Annotated in this window: 15 protein-coding genes and 1 riboswitch; of the genes, 6 read left to right on the top strand and 9 right to left on the bottom strand. The window is 74.4% G+C overall.

The window, feature by feature from the left end:
* Positions 1–72: 72 nt before the first annotated feature.
* Positions 73–2,511 (bottom strand): DNA helicase PcrA, encoded by a 2,439-nt coding sequence (pcrA, locus tag ACH4K1_RS02560; protein WP_398085718.1) that lies wholly within the window; start codon positions 2,509–2,511, stop codon positions 73–75.
* Between the two features lie 258 nt (positions 2,512–2,769).
* Positions 2,770–2,936, top strand: a riboswitch (cyclic di-AMP (ydaO/yuaA leader).
* Here pcrA and ACH4K1_RS02555 point away from each other — a divergent pair.
* Positions 2,935–4,131 (top strand): NlpC/P60 family protein, encoded by a 1,197-nt coding sequence (locus tag ACH4K1_RS02555; protein ID WP_398085715.1) that lies wholly within the window; start codon positions 2,935–2,937, stop codon positions 4,129–4,131. Its footprint overlaps the riboswitch before it by 2 nt.
* Positions 4,132–4,222: 91 nt before the next feature.
* Here ACH4K1_RS02555 and ACH4K1_RS02550 read toward each other — a convergent pair whose 3' ends face one another.
* Positions 4,223–4,576, bottom strand: a complete 354-nt coding sequence (locus ACH4K1_RS02550) for a hypothetical protein (RefSeq protein WP_398085713.1) — start codon at positions 4,574–4,576, stop codon at positions 4,223–4,225.
* A gap of 240 nt (positions 4,577–4,816) precedes the next feature.
* Between ACH4K1_RS02550 and ACH4K1_RS02545 the strand changes: the two genes are divergently transcribed.
* Together ACH4K1_RS02545 and ACH4K1_RS02540 are read left to right on the top strand one after the other, a co-directional pair.
* Positions 4,817–5,896 carry an NlpC/P60 family protein gene (locus ACH4K1_RS02545; RefSeq protein WP_398085711.1) on the top strand — a complete coding sequence of 360 codons (1,080 nt, stop codon included), beginning with the start codon at positions 4,817–4,819 and terminating at the stop codon, positions 5,894–5,896.
* 42 nt (positions 5,897–5,938) lie between these two features.
* Positions 5,939–6,712, top strand: coding sequence for a GNAT family N-acetyltransferase (locus tag ACH4K1_RS02540; protein WP_398085708.1), 774 nt, complete (start codon positions 5,939–5,941; stop codon positions 6,710–6,712).
* Positions 6,713–6,784: 72 nt separating this feature from the next.
* On the opposite strand, the gene ACH4K1_RS02535 is transcribed toward ACH4K1_RS02540, so the two are convergent.
* The gene (locus tag ACH4K1_RS02535) at positions 6,785–7,480 is read right to left on the bottom strand and encodes a response regulator transcription factor (protein WP_228993263.1); all 696 of its coding nucleotides are present in this window, start codon (positions 7,478–7,480) and stop codon (positions 6,785–6,787) included.
* Positions 7,477–8,763: a PspC domain-containing protein gene (locus tag ACH4K1_RS02530; RefSeq protein ID WP_398085705.1), complete on the bottom strand. Its 1,287-nt coding sequence runs from the start codon at positions 8,761–8,763 to the stop codon at positions 7,477–7,479. The genes ACH4K1_RS02535 and ACH4K1_RS02530 overlap by 4 nt, the downstream gene beginning before the upstream one ends.
* A 355-nt stretch (positions 8,764–9,118) precedes the next feature.
* On the opposite strand from ACH4K1_RS02530, the gene ACH4K1_RS02525 reads away from it, so the two are divergent.
* Positions 9,119–10,468 (top strand): PspC domain-containing protein, encoded by a 1,350-nt coding sequence (locus tag ACH4K1_RS02525; protein ID WP_398085703.1) that lies wholly within the window; start codon positions 9,119–9,121, stop codon positions 10,466–10,468.
* Positions 10,455–10,718, top strand: coding sequence for a hypothetical protein (locus ACH4K1_RS02520; protein ID WP_398085700.1), 264 nt, complete (start codon positions 10,455–10,457; stop codon positions 10,716–10,718). Before ACH4K1_RS02525 ends, ACH4K1_RS02520 begins: the two co-directional genes overlap by 14 nt.
* On the opposite strand, the gene ACH4K1_RS02515 is transcribed toward ACH4K1_RS02520, so the two are convergent.
* The 4 genes from ACH4K1_RS02515 to guaA all read right to left on the bottom strand — a co-directional run bounded on the left by ACH4K1_RS02515 (position 10,625) and on the right by guaA (position 15,351).
* Positions 10,625–11,134, bottom strand: a complete 510-nt coding sequence (locus tag ACH4K1_RS02515; RefSeq protein ID WP_398085698.1) for a DoxX family protein — start codon at positions 11,132–11,134, stop codon at positions 10,625–10,627. The genes ACH4K1_RS02520 and ACH4K1_RS02515 overlap by 94 nt on opposite strands.
* 117 nt (positions 11,135–11,251) lie before the next feature.
* A complete protein-coding gene (locus tag ACH4K1_RS02510; RefSeq protein ID WP_398085695.1) occupies positions 11,252–12,520 on the bottom strand; it encodes a hypothetical protein in 1,269 nt (422 codons plus the stop codon).
* Positions 12,521–12,822: 302 nt separating this feature from the next.
* Positions 12,823–13,593, bottom strand: a complete 771-nt coding sequence (locus tag ACH4K1_RS02505) for an SAM-dependent methyltransferase (RefSeq protein WP_398085692.1) — start codon at positions 13,591–13,593, stop codon at positions 12,823–12,825.
* Between the two features lie 171 nt (positions 13,594–13,764).
* Positions 13,765–15,351 carry a glutamine-hydrolyzing GMP synthase gene (gene guaA, locus ACH4K1_RS02500; RefSeq protein WP_398085689.1) on the bottom strand — a complete coding sequence of 529 codons (1,587 nt, stop codon included), beginning with the start codon at positions 15,349–15,351 and terminating at the stop codon, positions 13,765–13,767.
* A gap of 352 nt (positions 15,352–15,703) precedes the next feature.
* On the opposite strand from guaA, the gene ACH4K1_RS02495 reads away from it, so the two are divergent.
* On the top strand, positions 15,704–16,039 hold the full coding sequence (locus tag ACH4K1_RS02495; protein WP_398085687.1) for a chorismate mutase: 336 nt from the start codon (positions 15,704–15,706) through the stop codon (positions 16,037–16,039).
* Positions 16,040–16,543: 504 nt separating this feature from the next.
* Here ACH4K1_RS02495 and ACH4K1_RS02490 read toward each other — a convergent pair.
* Positions 16,544–18,274: a peptidase gene (locus ACH4K1_RS02490; RefSeq protein WP_398085686.1), complete on the bottom strand. Its 1,731-nt coding sequence runs from the start codon at positions 18,272–18,274 to the stop codon at positions 16,544–16,546.
* Positions 18,275–18,370 lie beyond the last annotated feature (96 nt).

Here is an 18,370-nt window from a genome sequence, read left to right as displayed (position 1 = left end):
GGGCGGCGCGACGGAACACTCTGCGGAAAGGAGGGGGAGGGCCGAGGCCCTCCCCCTCCGTCCGTACCCGTCCTACAGCTTCTCGACCGGCGCGTACCGCAGGAGCAGCTTCTTCGGGCGCTCGTCGCCGAAGTCGACCGTCACCTTGGCCTGGTCGCCGTAGCCCTCGACGGCCGTCACCGTGCCCAGGCCGAACTGGTCGTGCGTGACCCGGTCCCCGACCGCCAGGGTGACCGTGGGCTTCTCCGCGCCGCGCCGGGTCGCGAAGCCCGAGGGGCCGGAACGGGAGCGGGAGGAGGACAGCGAGGACGTGATGCCGGAGGTGGGTCCGGCGGGGGCGGCCATCGGGCCCTTGCGCCGCCAGTCCAGGTGCTGTTCCGGGATCTCCTCCAGGAACCGCGAGGGCGGGTTGTACGAGGGCTGGCCCCAGGCGCTGCGCATCGCGGCGCGGGTCAGGTAGAGCCGTTCGCGGGCGCGGGTGATGCCGACGTAGGCGAGGCGGCGCTCCTCCTCCAGCTCCTTGGTCTGGCCGAGGGCCCGCATGTGCGGGAAGACGCCGTCCTCCAGGCCGGTGAGGAAGACGACCGGGAACTCCAGGCCCTTCGCCGTGTGCAGGGTCATCAGCGTGATGACGCCGGAGCCGTCCTCGTCCTCGTCGGGGATCTGGTCGGAGTCCGCCACGAGGGCGACCTTCTCCAGGAACTCCGCGAGGGTGCCCGTGCCCTCCTCGGCGCCGCGCTCCTGCTCGAACTCCAGGGCGACGGCGGCCAGTTCCTGAAGGTTCTCGATGCGGGTCTCGTCCTGGGGGTCGGTGGAGGACTGGAGCTCGGCCAGGTAGCCCGTGCGCTCCAGGACGGCTTCCAGGACGACGGCGGGTCCGGCGCCGGACTCGACGATCGTGCGCAGCTCCTCCATCAGCGTGTTGAAGCGCTTGACGGCGTTGGACGAGCGGGCGGCCATCCCGTACGCCTCGTCCACCCGGCGCAGGGCCTGCGGGAAGGAGATCTTCTCGCGCATCGACAAGGCGTCGATCATGGCCTCGGCGCGGTCGCCGATGCCCCGCTTGGGGACGTTGAGGATGCGGCGGAGCGGGACGGCGTCCTCGGGGTTGGCGAGGACGCGGAGGTAGGCCAGGACGTCCCGGACCTCCTTGCGCTCGTAGAAGCGCACGCCGCCGACGACCTTGTAGGGCAGGCCGACGCGGATGAGGATCTCCTCGAAGACACGCGACTGGGCGTTGGTGCGGTAGAAGATCGCGACATCGCCGGCCTTGGCGTCCCCGGCGTCGGTGAGCCGGTCGATCTCGTCCGCGACGAACTGCGCCTCGTCGTGCTCGGTGTCCGCGACATAGCCGGTGATGCGGGCGCCGGAGCCGGCGTTGGTCCAGAGGTTCTTGGGGCGGCGGCTCTCGTTGCGCTCGATGACGGCGTTGGCGGCGGAGAGGATCGTCTGCGTGGAGCGGTAGTTCTGCTCCAGCAGGATCGTCGTGGCGTCGGGGTAGTCCTCCTCGAACTGGAGGATGTTGCGGATGGTCGCGCCCCGGAAGGCGTAGATCGACTGGTCCGCGTCGCCGACCACGCACAGCTCGGCGGGGGCGTCGTTCTCCCCGGCCGGGCCGACCAGCTCCCGTACCAGCGTGTACTGGGCGTGGTTGGTGTCCTGGTACTCGTCGACGAGGACGTGGCGGAAGCGGCGGCGGTAGTGCTCGGCGACGTCCGGGAACGCCTGGAGCAGGTGGACCGTCGTCATGATGATGTCGTCGAAGTCCAGGGCGTTGGCCTCGCGCAGGCGGGCCTGGTAGAGCGCGTACGCCTGGGCGAGGGTCTTCTCGAACCCGTCCGCCGCCTGCCCGGCGAAGGTCTCCTCGTCGATGAGCTCGTTCTTGAGGTTGGAGACCTTGGCGGTGAAGGACTTCGGCGGGTAGCGCTTGGGGTCCAGGTCCAGATCGCGGCAGACCAGGGCCATCAGCCGCTTGGAGTCGGCGGCGTCGTAGATCGAGAACGACGAGGTGAAGCCGAGCTTCTTCGACTCGCGGCGCAGGATGCGGACGCACGCGCTGTGGAAGGTCATGACCCACATGGCGTTGGCGCGCGGGCCGACGAGCTGCTCGACGCGCTCCTTCATCTCGCCGGCGGCCTTGTTGGTGAAGGTGATCGCGAGGATCTGCCCGGGGTGGGTGCCGCGCTCGGCCAGCAGGTGGGCGATGCGGTGGGTGAGCACCCGGGTCTTGCCGGAGCCGGCCCCGGCGACGATGAGCAGCGGCGACCCGGCGTGCACGACGGCGGCGCGCTGCTCGGTGTTCAGCCCGTCGAGCAGCGCGGCGGGCTCGACCGCCGGGCGGGGCTGGCCGCCCCGGTAGTACCCGTCCCGGGGCGGCGGGGACGCGTCGTGGACGTCCTCGAAAAGTCCCTCCGGCACCTCTTCGGGCGCGTGGTCCTCGGGGGGCGGCGGGGGGCCGTCCTCCGCGGGCTGGAGGCCGGTCAGGAAACTGTCGTCAAAGAGGCTGCTCATCGCCTCCCGAGTCTAGGCCGCCGGACCGACAACCTTCCCCCGAAGCCGTCGAGCGGCCCTCCGGGCCCGGACGCACGGAGAGCGGACGCCCACGTTCCGTGAGGGAGTGCCCGGTCGGAGGGGGCGCCGGGCCTCTGTTCCGGGAAGGTCACGAAAATGTATCGGGCATATCGCTCACCGTCCTTCCCAGCGGCGGGGGGCTTTGGCTAGCGTGCTCGCTCAGGTGATCCGTACCTCCCTGGGGCGAACCGCGCCCGACGGTCGCCTCCGCCGAATCCGTCCCGGCCCCCCGGCCGTTCGGAACCGGGGACCCACACGCAGAACCGGGGTGAATCGGTCCGCGCCCCGGCGCGCGGACCGTAGGACAGCCTTCCGTTCCGTCCGAACCCGACAGCTAACCCGGTAGGCGGTCCACGGAAGGAGATGCCGGTCGTGGCATCGCATCGCAAACCGCGTACGAAGGTGCGCTCCACCACCCCCGCCGTCGGGCTGACGACGGCCGCGCTGGCCTCCGTGACGCTGCTCTCCACGCAGAGCGCCGCGGCCGCGCCCGCGGAGCCGAAGCCCGCGATCGAGGAGGTCCGCAAGAAGGTCGACGCCCTCTACCGGCAGGCGGGGGCCGCGACCCAGGAGTACAACCGGGCGAAGGCCGCCTCCGGGACGCAGCAGAAGAAGGTCGACGCGCTCCTCTCCGACGTGGCGAAGCGGACCGAGGAGATCAACGAGGCCCGCCGGGCGCTGGGCTCCTACGCGGCGGCCCAGTACCGCAGCGGCGGCATCGCGCCCACGGCGACGTTCTTCCTGGCGGACGACCCGCAGGGGTACTTCGACCAGAGCCGGCTGATGGACCGGGCGACGGAGCGGCAGCAGAGGGCCGTGAGCGAGTTCCGTACGCAGCAGGCGTCGGCGGCGAAGAAGCGCGCGGAGGCGGTGAAGAGCCTGGAGGCCCTCACCGAGACGCAGGCCACCCTCGCCTCCAGCAAGAAGGACGTGCAGAGCAAGCTCACCGAGGCGCGCGGCCTGCTGTCCCGGCTGACCGCCGAGGAGAAGGCGCGGCTGGCGGAGCTGGAGCGCGAGAAGGAGGCCGAGGCCAGGGAGAAGGCGGCGCGGCTGGCCGCCCGGCAGGCCGCCGAGGCGAAGGAGCGGGCCGCGGCCGAGGAGAAGGCCCGCGAGGAGGCGGCGAAAGGGTCCGGCGACGGCTCGGGCGGCGGGACGGGCACGGGTTCCGGGACGGGCACGGGTTCCGGCTCCGGCACGGACAGCGGTTACGCCGCCAAGGCGGAGAAGGTGCTGGCCTTCGCCCGCGCCCAGATCGGGAAGCCGTACGTGTGGGGGGCGACGGGCCCGTCCTCGTACGACTGCTCGGGGCTGACGCAGGCGGCCTGGCGGGAGGCGGGGGTGGCGCTGCCCCGGACGACCTGGGACCAGGTCGAGTTCGGCACGCGGGTCGCCACGGCCGACCTCCGACCGGGCGACCTGGTCTTCTTCTACGACGACATCAGCCACGTCGGGATCTACCGGGGCGAGGGGATGATGATCCACGCCCCGAAGCCGGGCGCGAACGTGCGCGAGGAGTCGATCTACTCCATGCCGATCTACGGGAGCGTGCGACCGGCGTAGCCGCCCCGCCCCGGGGTGCGGGGCGGGGCGGCCCGGGCACGGCCTACGCGGGGCGGGGCGGCCCGGACACGGCCGGCCCGCCCCGGCCTTCTCAGGTCCAGACCGTGGCGATGAAGATGTTGGCGACGGTCAGCCCGCCGACCGCCATGAACACGCCCTTGTCGACCTTCTCCTCGTCGCGCTTGACGTAGACCAGGGCCAGGATCACGACCAGCAGCGCCAGCTTGACGCCGATCTTGACGTTGTTGACGGCCTGGTCGTCGGCCTGGTTGAGGCCGACCAGGGCGATGCCGGTGATCAGCATGGTCAGCGCACCGTGGAGCATCGCGGGGCCGAACCGAACGGCCCCCTCCCCCACGGCCTTCATCTGGGTCAGAAAGCCGCCCAGCAGGGAGGCGATGCCGATGACGTGCAGGGCGACGACAACATTGATGAGTACGTCCATAGCTCCGGAGCCTAGCCATGGCCAAGGTTTTACCTTCCATTGAGGTAAGCCTTCCCCGGGGACGCTCTCCGGTATCGACCGGCCCGGCACAGGGGCACATCGGTGATCACCTGTGCGCGGCGAAACGTCACATCAGGGCAATAGCTGTCATGACGCTTCTTTTCCTCGCGCCGGGATTAGCGTCCTTCCCGGACCCGCCGCCCTTCACGGCGGGCAGCCGAGAGGAAGGATGCCGCCCCCGTGGCAGCACACCGCAGGTCAGCCCATCGAAAACCCAAGCAGCGCCCGCTCACCGGCTCTGCTGCCCGCACCGCCGCCACCCTGGCGCTCGCCGGGGCCGCCACCGCCGGCTCGGTCGCCCCGGCGGGCGCGGCCCCCGCCGAGCCGGCCCCCGCCGCCGCCCAGGTCCGGGCGAAGGTCGACCGGCTCTACCACGACGCCGAGGTCGCCACCGAGAAGTACAACGGGGCGAAGGAGGAGGCGGACGCCGCCACCCGTGCCGTGGACGCCCTGGCCGACGAGGCCGCCCGCCGCACCGCGCGTCTCAACGCCTCCCGGCACGCCCTGGGTTCGCTGGCCACCGCGCAGTACCGCTCCGGCACCCTCGCCCCGGCCCTGCAACTGGCGCTCTCCTCCGACCCGGACGCCTACCTGGAACGCGCCTCCTACCTTGACCGGGCGGGCGACCGGCAGACGGGGTTGCTGCGCACCATCAAACGGCAGGTCTCCCAGATCACCCGGGTCAAGGCCCGGGCCGACCGGGAGAACGAACGCCTCGCCGCCCGCCGCGCCGAACTGCGCGAACACCGCACCGCGATCCGCACCAAGCTGGCGGACGCCCGGAAGCTGCTGGCCACCCTGACCGCCGAGCAGCGCGCCGCCCATGAGCGCTCCGCCGACGCCCGGCACGGCGGCGGCCCCGCCCGCGCCGAACGCTCCACCGCTCGCGGCGGCCCGGTCGCCGCCCCGGACTCCCGGGCGGGCCGGGCCATCGCCTTCGCGCACGGCGCGATCGGCAAACCGTACGTCTGGGGGGCGACCGGCCCGAACGCCTTCGACTGCTCCGGTCTGACCCAGGCGGCCTGGAAGGCGGCGGGAGTCGACCTGCCGCGCACCACCTACACCCAGATCAACGCGGGACAGCGCATCCCGCGCTCCCGACTGGCCCCCGGCGACCTGGTGTTCTTCTACTCCGGGATCAGCCATGTCGGCCTCTACATCGGCGGCGGCCGGATGATCCACGCCCCGCGCCCGGGAGCACCGGTCCGCATCGCACCCATCGACCAGATGCCTTTCGCGGGGGCGACCCGGGTGGCATAGTCCGCCCCACCTGTCCCGATCTCCCGCCGAAGGAACTCCCGTATGACGTTGGCGACCGCCGTCCAGGAGTACGCCCGGGCGCTCGCGCTGCGCTCCCCGTCCCACTACCGAGTGGGCCCGTTCACCGTCCGGCACAACCCCGGCTGGGAACTGAAGTACGCCAACTACGCCATCCCCGACCGGGAAACGGAGCCCACGGCGGACGAGGTGGCGGCGCTGGTCGACGCGTTCGGGGAGCACGAGCGGCTCCCCCGGCTGGAGTTCCTGCCGGCCTGGGCCCCGGCCGTCGAACCGGCCCTGCTGGCCGCCGGTTTCACCGTGGAGAACCGCGCCCCGCTGCTCGCCTGCGTCCCCGAGGGCCTCGGAACGCCGCGCCCGGTCGACGGCCTCCGCATCGCCGTCCCGGCCACCGACGCGGAGTTCACCGAGGCCGCCCGCGTCCAGCACCACGGTTTCGGCGGCGAGGGCGACCCCGACGCCGGCATGGCCCAGTGGCTGCGCGACGCGGCCGCCGGGGACGGGGTGGCCGCACTGGCCGTCCTCGACGGGGCGCCCGCCGCAGCCGGGGGCTGCTCGCCCGCGATCGACGGGCTGAGCGAACTGGCCGGGCTCGCCGTCGCCGCCCCCTTCCGCCGCCGGGGCGTCGGGGCGGCGCTCTCCGCCTGGCTGACGCGGCGGGCCTTCGACCAGGGCTGCCGGACGGTCTGGCTGGAACCGGGCGGCCCGGACGTCGAACGCGTCTACGCGGGCATCGGCTACCGCCGGATCGGCGAGAAGCTCAACATCTCGCTCGCCCCCGGGCCGCACCCGGGGTGAGGGCCGAGACCGGCCCGGGACGGCCGCCGGGACCGGGACGGCTCCCGGGCCCGGGCCGCCCGGGCAGGCCCGTCACACCAGTCGGCGCGCCGTCGCCCAGCGGGTCAGCTCGTGCCGGTTGGAGAGCTGGAGTTTCCTCAGCACCGCCGAGACGTGCGACTCGACCGTCTTCACCGAGATGAACAGCTGCTTGGCGATCTCCTTGTACGCGTAGCCGCGCGCGATCAGCCGCAGCACCTCGCGTTCGCGCTGGGTGAGGCGGTCCAGGTCCTCGTCGACCGGCGGGGCGTCCGTGGAGGCGAAGGCGTCCAGCACGAAGCCGGCCAGCCGGGGCGAGAAGACCGCGTCGCCCTCCTGGACCCGGAAGATCGAGTCCACCAGATCGGCGCCGGTGATCGTCTTGGTGACGTAGCCGCGCGCCCCGCCCCGGATGACGCCGATGACGTCCTCCGCCGCGTCCGACACGGAGAGCGCGAGGAAGCGGACCGGGTCCTCGGCCGTGCCCATCAACGGGGCGCAGCGGCGCAGCACCTCGACGCCGCCGCCGCCCGGGAGATGGACGTCGAGGAGGACGACCTCGGGGCGGGTCGCCGTGATCACGGTGACCGCCTGGTCGACGTCGGCGGCCTCGCCGACCACCTCGACGCCGGTCTCCTCGGTGCGGCCGATCTCCGCCTGCACCCCGGTGCGGAACATCCGGTGGTCGTCGACGAGCACGACCCGTACCCGTCGCTCCGGGCCCCCGGTGGCTTCGGTGTTCTCGGTCATTCGCTCGCCCTCTCCATCTCCAGCTCGACCTCGGTGCCTCCGCCGGGCACCGAACGCAGCCGGGCGGTCCCGCCGTTGCGCTGCATCCGGCCGATGATTGATTCTCGTACGCCCATGCGGTCGGCGGGAACCTCGTCCAGGTCGAAGCCCGGGCCCCGGTCCCGGACGGAGACGAAGACCGTGCCTCCCTCGACCTCCGCGAAGACCTGCACCGCCCCGCCCTCGCCACCGTACTTGGCGGCGTTGACCATCGCCTCGCGCGCGGCCTGCAGCTGAGCGGCCAGCTTCTCGTCCAGGGGGCAGTCGCCGACCACGACGACCTCCAGGGGCACGCCGTGCTTGTCCTCGACCTCGGCGGCGGCCCGCTTGACCGCCTCGGCCAGGGTCGCCGGCTCCTCGTCCTCGTCCTTGCCGGTGCCCTCGGGGTTGTAGAGCCAGTTGCGCAGTTCGCGCTCCTGGGCGCGCGCGAGGCGTCGGACCTCGCCGCCGTCGTCGGCGTTGCGCTGGATCAGGGTGAGGGTGTGCAGCACGGAGTCGTGGACGTGGGCGGCGACCTCGGCCCGCTCCTGGGCGCGGATGCGCATCAGCCGCTCCTCGGAGAGGTCCTGGGTCATCCGCACCAGGTAGGGGCCGGCGAGCAGGAAGATGCCGGTCAGCACCGCGATGGCGGCGGTGAGCAGGTTGCCGAGCTGGGCGGCCGAGCCGCGGACGACGAGGAAGACCGCGAGGCCGAGGCCGACCAGGGCGACCCCGGCCAGGCCCCGGGCCAGGTGGAGCAGCTTGCGGTTGCGGCCGACCTCCATCCAGCGGGCGCGGCGGGCGTTGTCCGCCTGCCGCCAGACCAGCACGGAGCCCGCGCCGATCAGGAGGGTGGGCCAGATGTAGCGGCCGGTCTCGCCGCCCATGTCGACGTTGACGAAGTACGCGACGGCCCCGACCGCCAGGGCGACCAGCGCGAAGACCTGCCCCTTGTCCGGTTTGCGGAGCTTGCGGCGGCCTTCCGGAGAGGTCTCGAACACGGAACGGGTGGGTTCGACGCCGCCGACGCCGAGCGGGACGACGATCCAGAACACCGCGTAGAGCAGGGCGCCGAGGCCGTCGGTGACGAACAGGCCGAGGAAGACGAGCCGCACCCAGGCGACGGGCAGCCCGAGGTGCCCGGCGAGCCCGCGCGCGACGCCGCCGAGCAGCCGTCCGTCGGCGCTGCGGTAGAGCTTGCGCGGCGCGGGCTCCTCCGGCTCGGCGGCGAGGGAGCTGGCGGCTCGGGCGGTGGCGGCTGGCATACCCCGATCGTCACACGCACGGGCGCGGGGCGGCATCAGGGTCGGCCCCCGAAGTGACCCTGAGGCTCTCCCCCGCGCCCGCCCCGGTGCCGGCCCCCGGTCCCCGCGTCCGGCGCGTACGCCCCGGCGTGATCGGCGACCCCGCGTCGCGGAGTGCGCCCGCCGTCCGCGCCCCGCCCCGTCCGGACACCGCCCAGCAGCCCGCCACCCGCCACCTACCGCCCGCCGGTCACAGCCCGCCGCCCGCAGCCACGGTCACGGCCCCGGCCCTTCCGGGGCGTACGCGGGCAATATCAGGGACCGTCCAGGGTCGGGGCGGGCCCCGGCGGGCGGTCCGGCCCGTCACCATGGACACATGACCGCTCCCTCCAACGCCGCCCCCGGCGTCGCGCCCCCCGAAGCGCCGAAGCCGACGCTGCGGCGCACCCCGCGCCAGAAGGTCGTCGCCGGGGTGTGCGGCGGGCTGGGCCGGTACTGCGACGTGGACCCGGTGGTCTTCCGGATCGTGCTCGGCGTCCTGTCGGTGACCGGGGGCGTCGGCCTGATCTTCTACGGCTTCGCCTGGCTGCTGCTCCCCGCCGACGGCGAGGACGAGAACGAGGCGCGCAAGCTGCTGTCGGGCCGGGTCGACGGAGCCGCCCTGGTGGCGCTGCTGCTGGCGCTGATCGGCTGCGGGCTGTTCCTCTCGATGCTGCACAACCGGGGGATGCTGTCGTTCGCCGCGCTGCTGGCGGTGGCCGTGGTCGGCTTCTCCGTGTGGACGCAGTCCCCCCGGTCGTCGGCGCCCGAGGACCCGGCGGCCCCGCCCGGCGCTCCTGCCGCCCCGGCCGGCCCCGCGCACACCGGGGGGCTCGGCGCACCGCCGCCGGAGGTGAAGGCCCCGCCGCAGCCGGGCAGTCCGTCGTGGTGGCGGGATCCGATCGTCAAGGACGGCACGACCGGGGCGATGGGCCCGGACTACCTGTGGGGGCCGCCGGACACGGACGCCGGGGCGGCGCGCGCCGGGATGAAGGCGGGGCGGCCCAGCCCGGACGCGCCGTTCCGGACGCCGTCTCCGTCGTCCGCGCCGCGCGGGCCGCGCTCCATCGGCGGCCCGGTCTTCCTGGCGGCGCTGGTGGCGGGCGGCCTGGGCGCCGGGCTGAGCTGGGACCAGCAGCCGCTGGGCACCGCTCTGCAGATCGGTCTGGCCGCCGCGCTCGCCGTCTTCGGACTCGGTCTGCTGGTCGCCTCGGCGCTGGGGCGGACCGGCTTCGGCACGGTCTTCGCGGCGCTGGTCACGGCGGGTCTCCTGGCGGGTGCGTCGGCGCTGCCGAAGGAGATCGACACCTCGTGGGGCCGGCGGGAGTGGCGTCCCGCCTCGGTGAGCGCGGTGCTCCAGCACTACGAGCTGAGCACGGGCGACGCGCGGCTGGACCTGTCCGGAGTGAAGGTCCCCGAGGGCGGGACCGTACGCACCGGTCTCGATGTGGCGGCGGGCCGGGCGGCCGTCGTCGTTCCGCAGGGCGCGACGGTGAAGGTGCGGGCCCAGGCGCGTCTCGGGGAGGTCCGGCTGGAGGACGGGCAGCGGGTCCAGGTCCGGATCGACGACGGCCGGGCGACCGAGCGCACGCTGCCGCCGCCGTCCGGTGCGCCACCGGCCGGAACGATCGAGCTGCTCGTGGAAGTGGGCATCGGACAGGTGGAGGTCACCCGTGCTGCGTCATGAGTTCCGGCCCGGCCGCGCGGTGGCGGGCCTGGTGATGCTGGCCCTGGCCGGCGGGTACGCCGCCGACGCCGCCGGGGCCTGGGACGCCCCGTGGACGTTCTTCCTGCCGCTGTTCCTCGGCGGCCTGGGGCTGGCCGCGGCGGTGACCTGGGCCTCCTACAGGGTGCGGCGCCGGCGCGAGGCGAGGAAGGCGTCGGCGGAGAACACGGTGGCGCCCGCCAGCACCAGCGGCAGCCACGCCATCAGGTAGGGCAGGTCGTTGCCGTAGTAGTACGGGGTGGACTGCCAGCTCACCGTCAGCCAGAGGCTCAGCGAGATCAGCGCTCCGCCGAGCGCGGCGAGCCGGGTCCAGAGGCCGACGAGGGTGCCGAGGCCGACGAGGAGTTCACCGATCGCGATGGCGTGGCCGAAGCCCTCGGGGCTCTTGAGCGCCAGGTCGACGAGGGCGGGGACCGCGGAGGAGTCGCGCACCCCGCGCATCAGCTCGCCGATCGATCCGGCCCCGTCCGCGGAGAGGAAGGCGCTGTCGGTGAGCTTGTCGAGCCCCGCGTAGACGAAGGTGACGCCGAGGAAGACCCGCAGCGGCAGCAGGGCGTACGTGGCCGCCCGCTCCTTCAGCGTCCTGCGCCCGCCCAGACCGTACGATCCGCCGCCGTAACCGTTCATCGTCTCTGCCCCACTTCCCGGATTCCCGTCGTTCCGACCCTACGTACGCCTTCCAGGCGTCGCTCACCAGGGGCCGGACGCGGTCGGCGGCGGAACGCGTCCGGGGCGCGGCGGCGGTCAGTCGGTGACGTCGATCGGGACGCGGTCGGTCTCCACCCCGGCGGCGGTGATGACCTGGACGTCCACGGTGCCCGGCTCGACCTCGACCGGGACGGGCACGGTGAGGACGGTGTCGGTCGGGTTGGCGAAGCCCCCGGCGACCGGGACCAGCGGGACGTGGACGTGGACGGTCCCGATCCGGACGACGAGCCGGGCCAGCCGGTCGGGGGTGCCCGCGCCGGGCGGTACGAACCCCGCGCCCCGGATCTCGATGTCGTCGCCGGTCCGGATCGGGGCGTCCAGGTCCCCCGCCTCCCGGGCCCGTACGACGGAGAGCACGACCGGCCGGCCGCCCTCCGCGTACTTCCCGGCGAAGTAGGTCGCCGCCGAGACCGCCACCAGCAGCGCGAGCCCCCACGGCAGGTCGGGCACCTGCTCCGGACGGCGGGCCAGGCGGACCGCGGCGAACAGCACGGCGACGGCGCTGACCAGCACGTACTGCACATCGGTGAACGACCCGCGTCCGGAGTCGTCGGTGAGCAGGTCGGCGGCGCGCGGCCGGTCCGCGCGCAGCTTCTGGAGCCGCCGGCCCAGCACCCGTACGGTCACCACGCGGCGCACCACGACGGCGACCGCGCACACCAGCGCCAGTACGGCGACGAGCCCGGCGGAGCGTACGAGGTCGAGCCCCTCGATCAACGCGTCCCGCTCGTCCGGATCGGAGGCCCCGGCCAGTTGGAGGGCGAGGACGAGGACCGCGAAGACGACGAGCAGCACCCAGGCGGCGGCGACCGTCCGCGAGGTGGAGAGCCGGTTGTCCTCCCCGATCAGCGGGGCGAGCAGACCGCCCCGGGCGCGGTGGTAGCGGGCGGCGGCGGTGAGCAGCGCGGCCGTGACGAGGGCGGCGAGCAGGGCGGCGGTGCGCGCGGTGGACCAGCCCGCCCCGACCGCGGTGGCGCAGGTCCCCACGAGCAGCGCGCCGACCGCGCCCCCCACGGCGAACAGGGTGGTCCGCCAGACCTGGTGGAGCCAGGCGTCCCCCGCCTCCCGGGCCCGCTCGGCGACGGTGCGGGCGGAGCCGGTCAGCTCGTCGGAGACCCACTGCCGGGAGGCGGAGGGCGACTGGGCGACCCCGGCGGGCAGCCCCCGGCCCGCCGCCAGCTCGTCGCGCTTGGCCAGGAACGCGGCGACCGCGCGCCGATGCCCGCGACGCGCCCCGTGCGGGCAGTCGCCGCACGTGCAGCCGCCACCGTGCGTGCCGTTCGCCTTTGCTTCGTCCAACGCCACGGAGGATTACGCCCTTTCCCGGCCCGTCCAGCCAACTCACCCGCGATATCAGCGAATTGTGCCGTACCGGGCAGGCCGGCCGCGCATCGGGGCGGGCCGGGGGCGGGTGTCGTCAAAACGTTCGACCGATCCGCTGCCGCAGGGGCTGGGGGTCGATCCGGGCCGCCGGGCCGCCGCCGAGCCGGTCTCGGCCCGGTCGGCTCCCCGGCGCGCCCGGCGGCCGGCCGTGCGCGGAGCGGGTGCGCGCGACGGCCTCGTTCTCCGGGCGGGGGACGGTGGAAGGGGGGCGCCGTCGCGCGGGATCAGGTGGAGAGCACCAGGTAGGCGAGGGTGAAGGAGGAGCGGTAGCCGCCGTAGTAGCCGGTGCGGCGGGCGTCGACCTCGGCCGTCACCTCGGCGTGCAGCGGATGGTCCGGGTGCTCCAGGGCCCAGCGCTGCCCGCGCCCGATGGGGCCCTCGGACTCGAAGAGGTCCCATTCGCGTTCGTCCGCGACGGTGGCCTGGAGCGCGCGCAGCCCGAAGGACTCCGCCAGCCGGATCAGCTCCAGCAGCGAGCCGTAGTCCCCGGGCCGGGCCCCGAGCCCCGCCAGCGCCTCGGGGGCCGGTTCGCGCTGCCAGACCCCCTCCCCGAACAGCACCCGTCCGCCGGGCCGCACGGTGGCGGCGAGGGCGGCGAGGGCGTTCCCGGTCGACTCCCGGGCCGTGCCGCCGGGCCAGGCGTGCGAGGAGCCGATGGAGACGGCGAGGTCGTAGCCGTCCTCGGCCCACTCGGCGGCGGGCGCCTCGTGGAACCGCACCCGCTCCGCGAGCCCCCGCTCCCGCGCGAGCCTCCGCCCGCGCGCCACCGCGGCCGGGTCGGTCTCGACCCCGTCCCCGGCGGACCCGGGCGCGGCCTCCACGAGCCGCATCAGCAGCTCGCCCCACCCGGAGCCCAGGTCGACGATCCGGGAACCGGGGGCGGGATCGCAGGCGGCGATCAGCCGGGCGGCGTGCTCCTCGGAGAGCGGGGTGTTCCAGGTGAGCCGGTCGTTGCCGGCGGCGGAGAGGAGGGCGCGGACTTCTTCGGCGGACATGAGGGAGGAGCCTGGCACGCGGGCGGGGGCGACGCCAGGGAATTAGGGGCGGCCCCGGCGGTACGGGTACGACGATGCCGCCGCCCGGACGAACGGGCGACGGCATCGGCGTGGGCCCGGACCCCCGGGAGCGGGGCCGTAGAGCCCCTGCTCCTCAGGGGGCGGGAGGGGTCACTCCCACTCGATCGTCCCCGGCGGCTTGCTCGTCACGTCGAGCACGACGCGGTTGACGTCGGCGACCTCGTTGGTGATGCGGGTGGAGATCTTCGCCAGCGTCTCGTACGGCAGGCGCGACCAGTCGGCCGTCATGGCGTCCTCGGAGGAGACCGGGCGCAGCACGATCGGGTGGCCGTAGGTGCGGCCGTCGCCCTGGACGCCGACCGAGCGGACGTCCGCGAGGAGGACCACCGGGCACTGCCAGATGTCGCGGTCCAGACCGGCCGCCGTCAGCTCCTCGCGGGCGATGGCGTCGGCCTCGCGCAGCAGGTCCAGGCGCTCCTTGGTGACCTCGCCGACGATGCGGATGCCGAGGCCGGGGCCGGGGAACGGCTGGCGCTGGACGATCTCCTCGGGGAGGCCCAGCTCCTGGCCGACCATGCGGACCTCGTCCTTGAACAGCTGGCGCAGCGGCTCGACGAGCTGGAACTCGATGTCGTCGGGGAGGCCGCCGACGTTGTGGTGCGACTTGATGTTGGCGGTGCCGGTGCCGCCGCCGGACTCGACGACGTCCGGGTAGAGCGTGCCCTGGACGAGGAAGGCGACCTCGGGGCCCTCCTCCTGGAGGATCTCCAGCTGGGCCTGCTCGAAGACGCGGATGAACTCGCGGCCGATGATCTTCCGCTTCTGCTCCGGGTCGGAGACCCCGGCCAGGGCGTCGAGGAAGCGCTTCTCCGCGTCGACCACCTTCAGCTTCGCCCCGGTCGCGGCGACGAAGTCCTTCTCGACCTGCTCGGTCTCGCCCTTGCGCATCAGCCCGTGGTCGACGTACACACAGGTCAGCTGGGAGCCGATGGCCTTCTGGACGAGGGCGGCCGCGACGGCGGAGTCCACGCCGCCGGAGAGGCCGCAGATGGCGCGCTTGTCGCCGACCTGCTCACGGATGAGGGCGACCTGCTCCTCGACCACGTTGGTGGTGGTCCAGTTCGGCTCGATGCCCGCACCGCGGTAGAGGAAGTGCTCCAGGACCTGCTGGCCGTGGGTCGAGTGCATGACCTCCGGGTGGTACTGGACGCCGTACAGCTTCTTCTCGTCGTTCTCGAAGGCGGCGACCGGGACCACGTCGGTGGAGGCGGTGACCGTGAAGCCCTCGGGCGCCGCCGAGCAGGCGTCGCCGTGCGACATCCACACCGGCTGCTCGGTGGGCGTGCCCTCGAAGAGCGTCGAGCCCGCCTTGGCGACGTGCAGCGGGGTACGGCCGTACTCACGGGCCCCGTTGTCGTCGACCGTGCCGCCGAGCGTGGTGGCCATCAGCTGGAAGCCGTAGCACATGCCGAAGACCGGCACCCCGGCCTCGAACAGCGAGCGGTCCAGGGAGGGCGCGCCCTCCGCGTACACCGAGGAGGGGCCGCCGGAGAGGATGATCGCGCGGGGGTTCTTGGCCAGCATCTCCGCCACCGGCATGGTGGACGGGACGATCTCGCTGTAGACCCGGGCCTCACGGACGCGGCGGGCGATGAGCTGGGCGTACTGCGCGCCGAAGTCGACGACGAGGACCACGTCGGCCGTGGCGTCGGGGGCGGCGGGGGGTGCTGCTGGCACGGGAGCGGCCTTCCGGCGGTGGTGATGGGGGTCGGTTCTTCCGATTCTACCGGCCGTGCGCGCATACCCGCCCGGGCCGCCGTCCGCGCCTGCGCGGCCGCCGGCGTCTCACGATGCGGGCCCGGTGGCGGCGGGGCCGCCGGCGCGGGCCATACTGGGTCCATGCGTCAGCACACGACCTTCGTCTTTACCTATGGCATCCGGCCCGCCGGCTGCCATGGTCGTGCTGCTTGAGCCACTGACAAGCAACGTTCCAGGCGCCCCGGGCCATCAGGCCCGGGGCGTCTCGCGTGTCCGGGTCCGTTCGCCCCGGGGGCCGTCGTCCACCACCGGCCCACCGGGAGTCACCACCATGAGCACCACTGCCACCACTGCCACCACTGCCGCCACCGCTGCCACCGCCGAAACCGCCCCCGCCGAGCGGACCGGCGCCCGCACCGACGAGGCCGCCGCCCTGATCGGCGGGGCCCGGGAGCGCATCGACGCCCTCGACGACCGGATCATCGGCCTCGTCCAGGAACGGATGGCCGTCTCGGCGGTGATCCAGGAGGCGCGGATCGCCTCCGGCGGCCGCCGGGTCAACCTGTCGCGCGAGACCGCCGTGCTCGGCCACTACAGGGACGCGCTGGGCCGGCCGGGCACCGCGCTGGCGATGACGCTCCTGGAGCTGTGCCGCGGCCGGGTGTGAGGGCCCCGGGCGCGGACGGCCCGCGCGGGGGCCGGGGGCGGGGCCCTCCGGCCCCTCGTGCGGAGACCGGCGGTGGAGAACCGGCGCCCCGGCCCGGGCTCTCCGGCCCCCCGGGGGGCGGCCGACGGGGCGCGGGCGGGTCCTCGCGGGCCCCGTCGAGGGAACGGTTCTCCGCTTGGCGGGGCGGGGGCGTATCTGCGTTCGGGAGCCCTCTCACCCGTACGGTGCGTGACCGGGAGCGCGGTGCCTTCGTTGTTCCCGGTGTCCGTGCCACCCAGGGGCGGCGTCGAGAGGAAAACCACGCGTGGCTCCGCCGGGACGTGTGACGCACCGCAGGTGCGTCGTGGGACCGCATTCCGGCGTATGTGACCGGTCCGCAGGGGACAGCAGGCCGGTCACCCCATATGCGGCCGGTCCCGGGGACGCCCGGGGCCGGCCGCATCGGAACGTCTCCGGGCGGAGGCCCGCTCCCTCCTCCGCCGCACCCCCTCCGGCTCGGAGGGGTCAGGTGTGCCGGCCTGCCCGCCGCCGTGCCGCCGCGACCAGCGCCAGACCCGTCGCCAGCGCCACCGCCGCCGCGACCGCGACCGTCCCGGCGGCCGATCCCGTCGCGGCGAGGCCGTCCCCGGAGCCGGAACCGCCGGGTGTGCCCGTCGCGCCTGCGCCCGAGGCGGTGGAGGCCGAGGGGCCCGGGGCGCCGGACGGGTTCTCCTCCGGGGCCGGGGCCGAGATCGGCGGGGTGGACGGCTCGCCCGCGCCACCGCCCGTACCGCCGGGCGCGGAGCCGCCGTCCCCGGCGTTGAGGACCAGCCGGGCGGTGTTGTTGGCGGGGGCCGGGTCGAAGGGGAGCGCCGGGTCGCCTGCGTGGGGGCCCCGGACGGCGACCTCGCCCTCCGCCCCGATCAGGACCTCGTCGATCCGCAGCTCGAACGGCAGGTCGAGCCCTTCACCGTCGCGTACGGCCGCCGAGGTCGGGCAGAGGTAGCGCGGCGCGGGGCCCGTCCGGTCCTCCCGGTACGCGCCGGCGGCGGTCACCCCCCGGCAGCGGTCCGGCTTCCCGACGACCGAAGCGCCCCGGGGGACGGTGAAGTCGACGACGGCGACCTCCTCGCCTGAGCGGATGTGGCCGATCCAGGCCGGGCCCTCGTTGCGGAAGCCGATGCGGGCCGTGACGGTGGCGCCCCGGGCCCCGGAGACCCGGTCGCCGTAGGCCGCGAAGTCGGCCGTGTTCTCCGTGCGGAAGTCGGCCTCGCGCTGGTTGTCGTGCGGGGTGGGGTCGGCGTTGCGCGCCGTCGTCCGCCGCGTCGGGGCCTTCACCGGGACCGCTGTCAGCACGTCGCCGGGCTCCAGGAGCGCGCGGGCGGGCCGGGCCCCGTCGGCGTCCTCGACGCGGTAGAGGAAGGTGTCGTGGTAGGCGCGGTCGGTGGCCTCGATGGTCAGCGGGGTCGCCAGCGTGTACGTCCCGCCCGCCTCGAACACGCCCTCCACGGAGCAGAGCGCCGTGGTCCAGCCGAAGTCCGGCAGCTCCGGGCCGCCCTCGGAGTACCGGCAGTTGGAGTAGCGCTGGGGGATGTCCAGCCCGCGGGTGTACCGCAGGGTGAGCAGGACGCCGTCGGCGTCCCCGGCGCCGCGGTTGGCGAAGGTGATCGGGGCCTGCTGCCGGTCGCCCGGGGTCAGCTCCGTCCGGAACGGCAGCTCCTCCATCACGAGGTCGGGGCCGCCGACCGTGACCCGCGTGGTGAACGGCGCGAGCGCGGCGCCCTCCGCCTCGCCGCTCACCGTGATCGTGCCGCTGTCGCCGGTCGCGCTCCCGGCGGCGGCGGTGACGACGAGGTCGGCGACGGACCGCGTGCCCGGCCGGACGCGCCGGTCCTCGCAGACCGCCTTCGCGCCCGTGACCTCGCAGTCCGGCCCCGCCCCGCCGTCGAACGCCACGTCGGCGACGCCCGCGACCCCCTGGAGGTCGAAGGTGAGCGTGAGGTCTCCCCCGAAGCCGCTCCCCTCCCCGGCGGCCGGGGCGTCGAGGGTGATCCCGATCGTGGACGCCTTCGGCCCGCCGTCGGCCGGGTACGGGTGCAGATCGGTCTCCGGAGGGCCGCCGAGCGTGGCCGCCGGGGGACCGGCGGCCTGTGCGGGGGCCGCCGCCCCGGCGAGCGGGGCCACGGCCAGCAGGCCCGCGGCGGCGAGCGGACCCGCTGCGCGGCGCAGCGCGGTTCCCGGGGACAAGCGTGTCATCGAAACCTCTGGTACTCGGCGGGGCCGTGCCGCCCGGCAGCGGCCCTGCGGCTGCTGCGGTGGTTGCGGCGGTGAACGCGGTACGGGTTCGACCGC

The sequence above is a fragment of the Streptomyces sp. NPDC017448 genome (assembly GCF_044330565.1).
Taxonomy (GTDB): domain Bacteria; phylum Actinomycetota; class Actinomycetes; order Streptomycetales; family Streptomycetaceae; genus Streptomyces.
The sequence above is the reverse complement of the archived record's forward strand: the minus strand, read 5'-3'. Positions and strand labels throughout refer to the sequence as shown.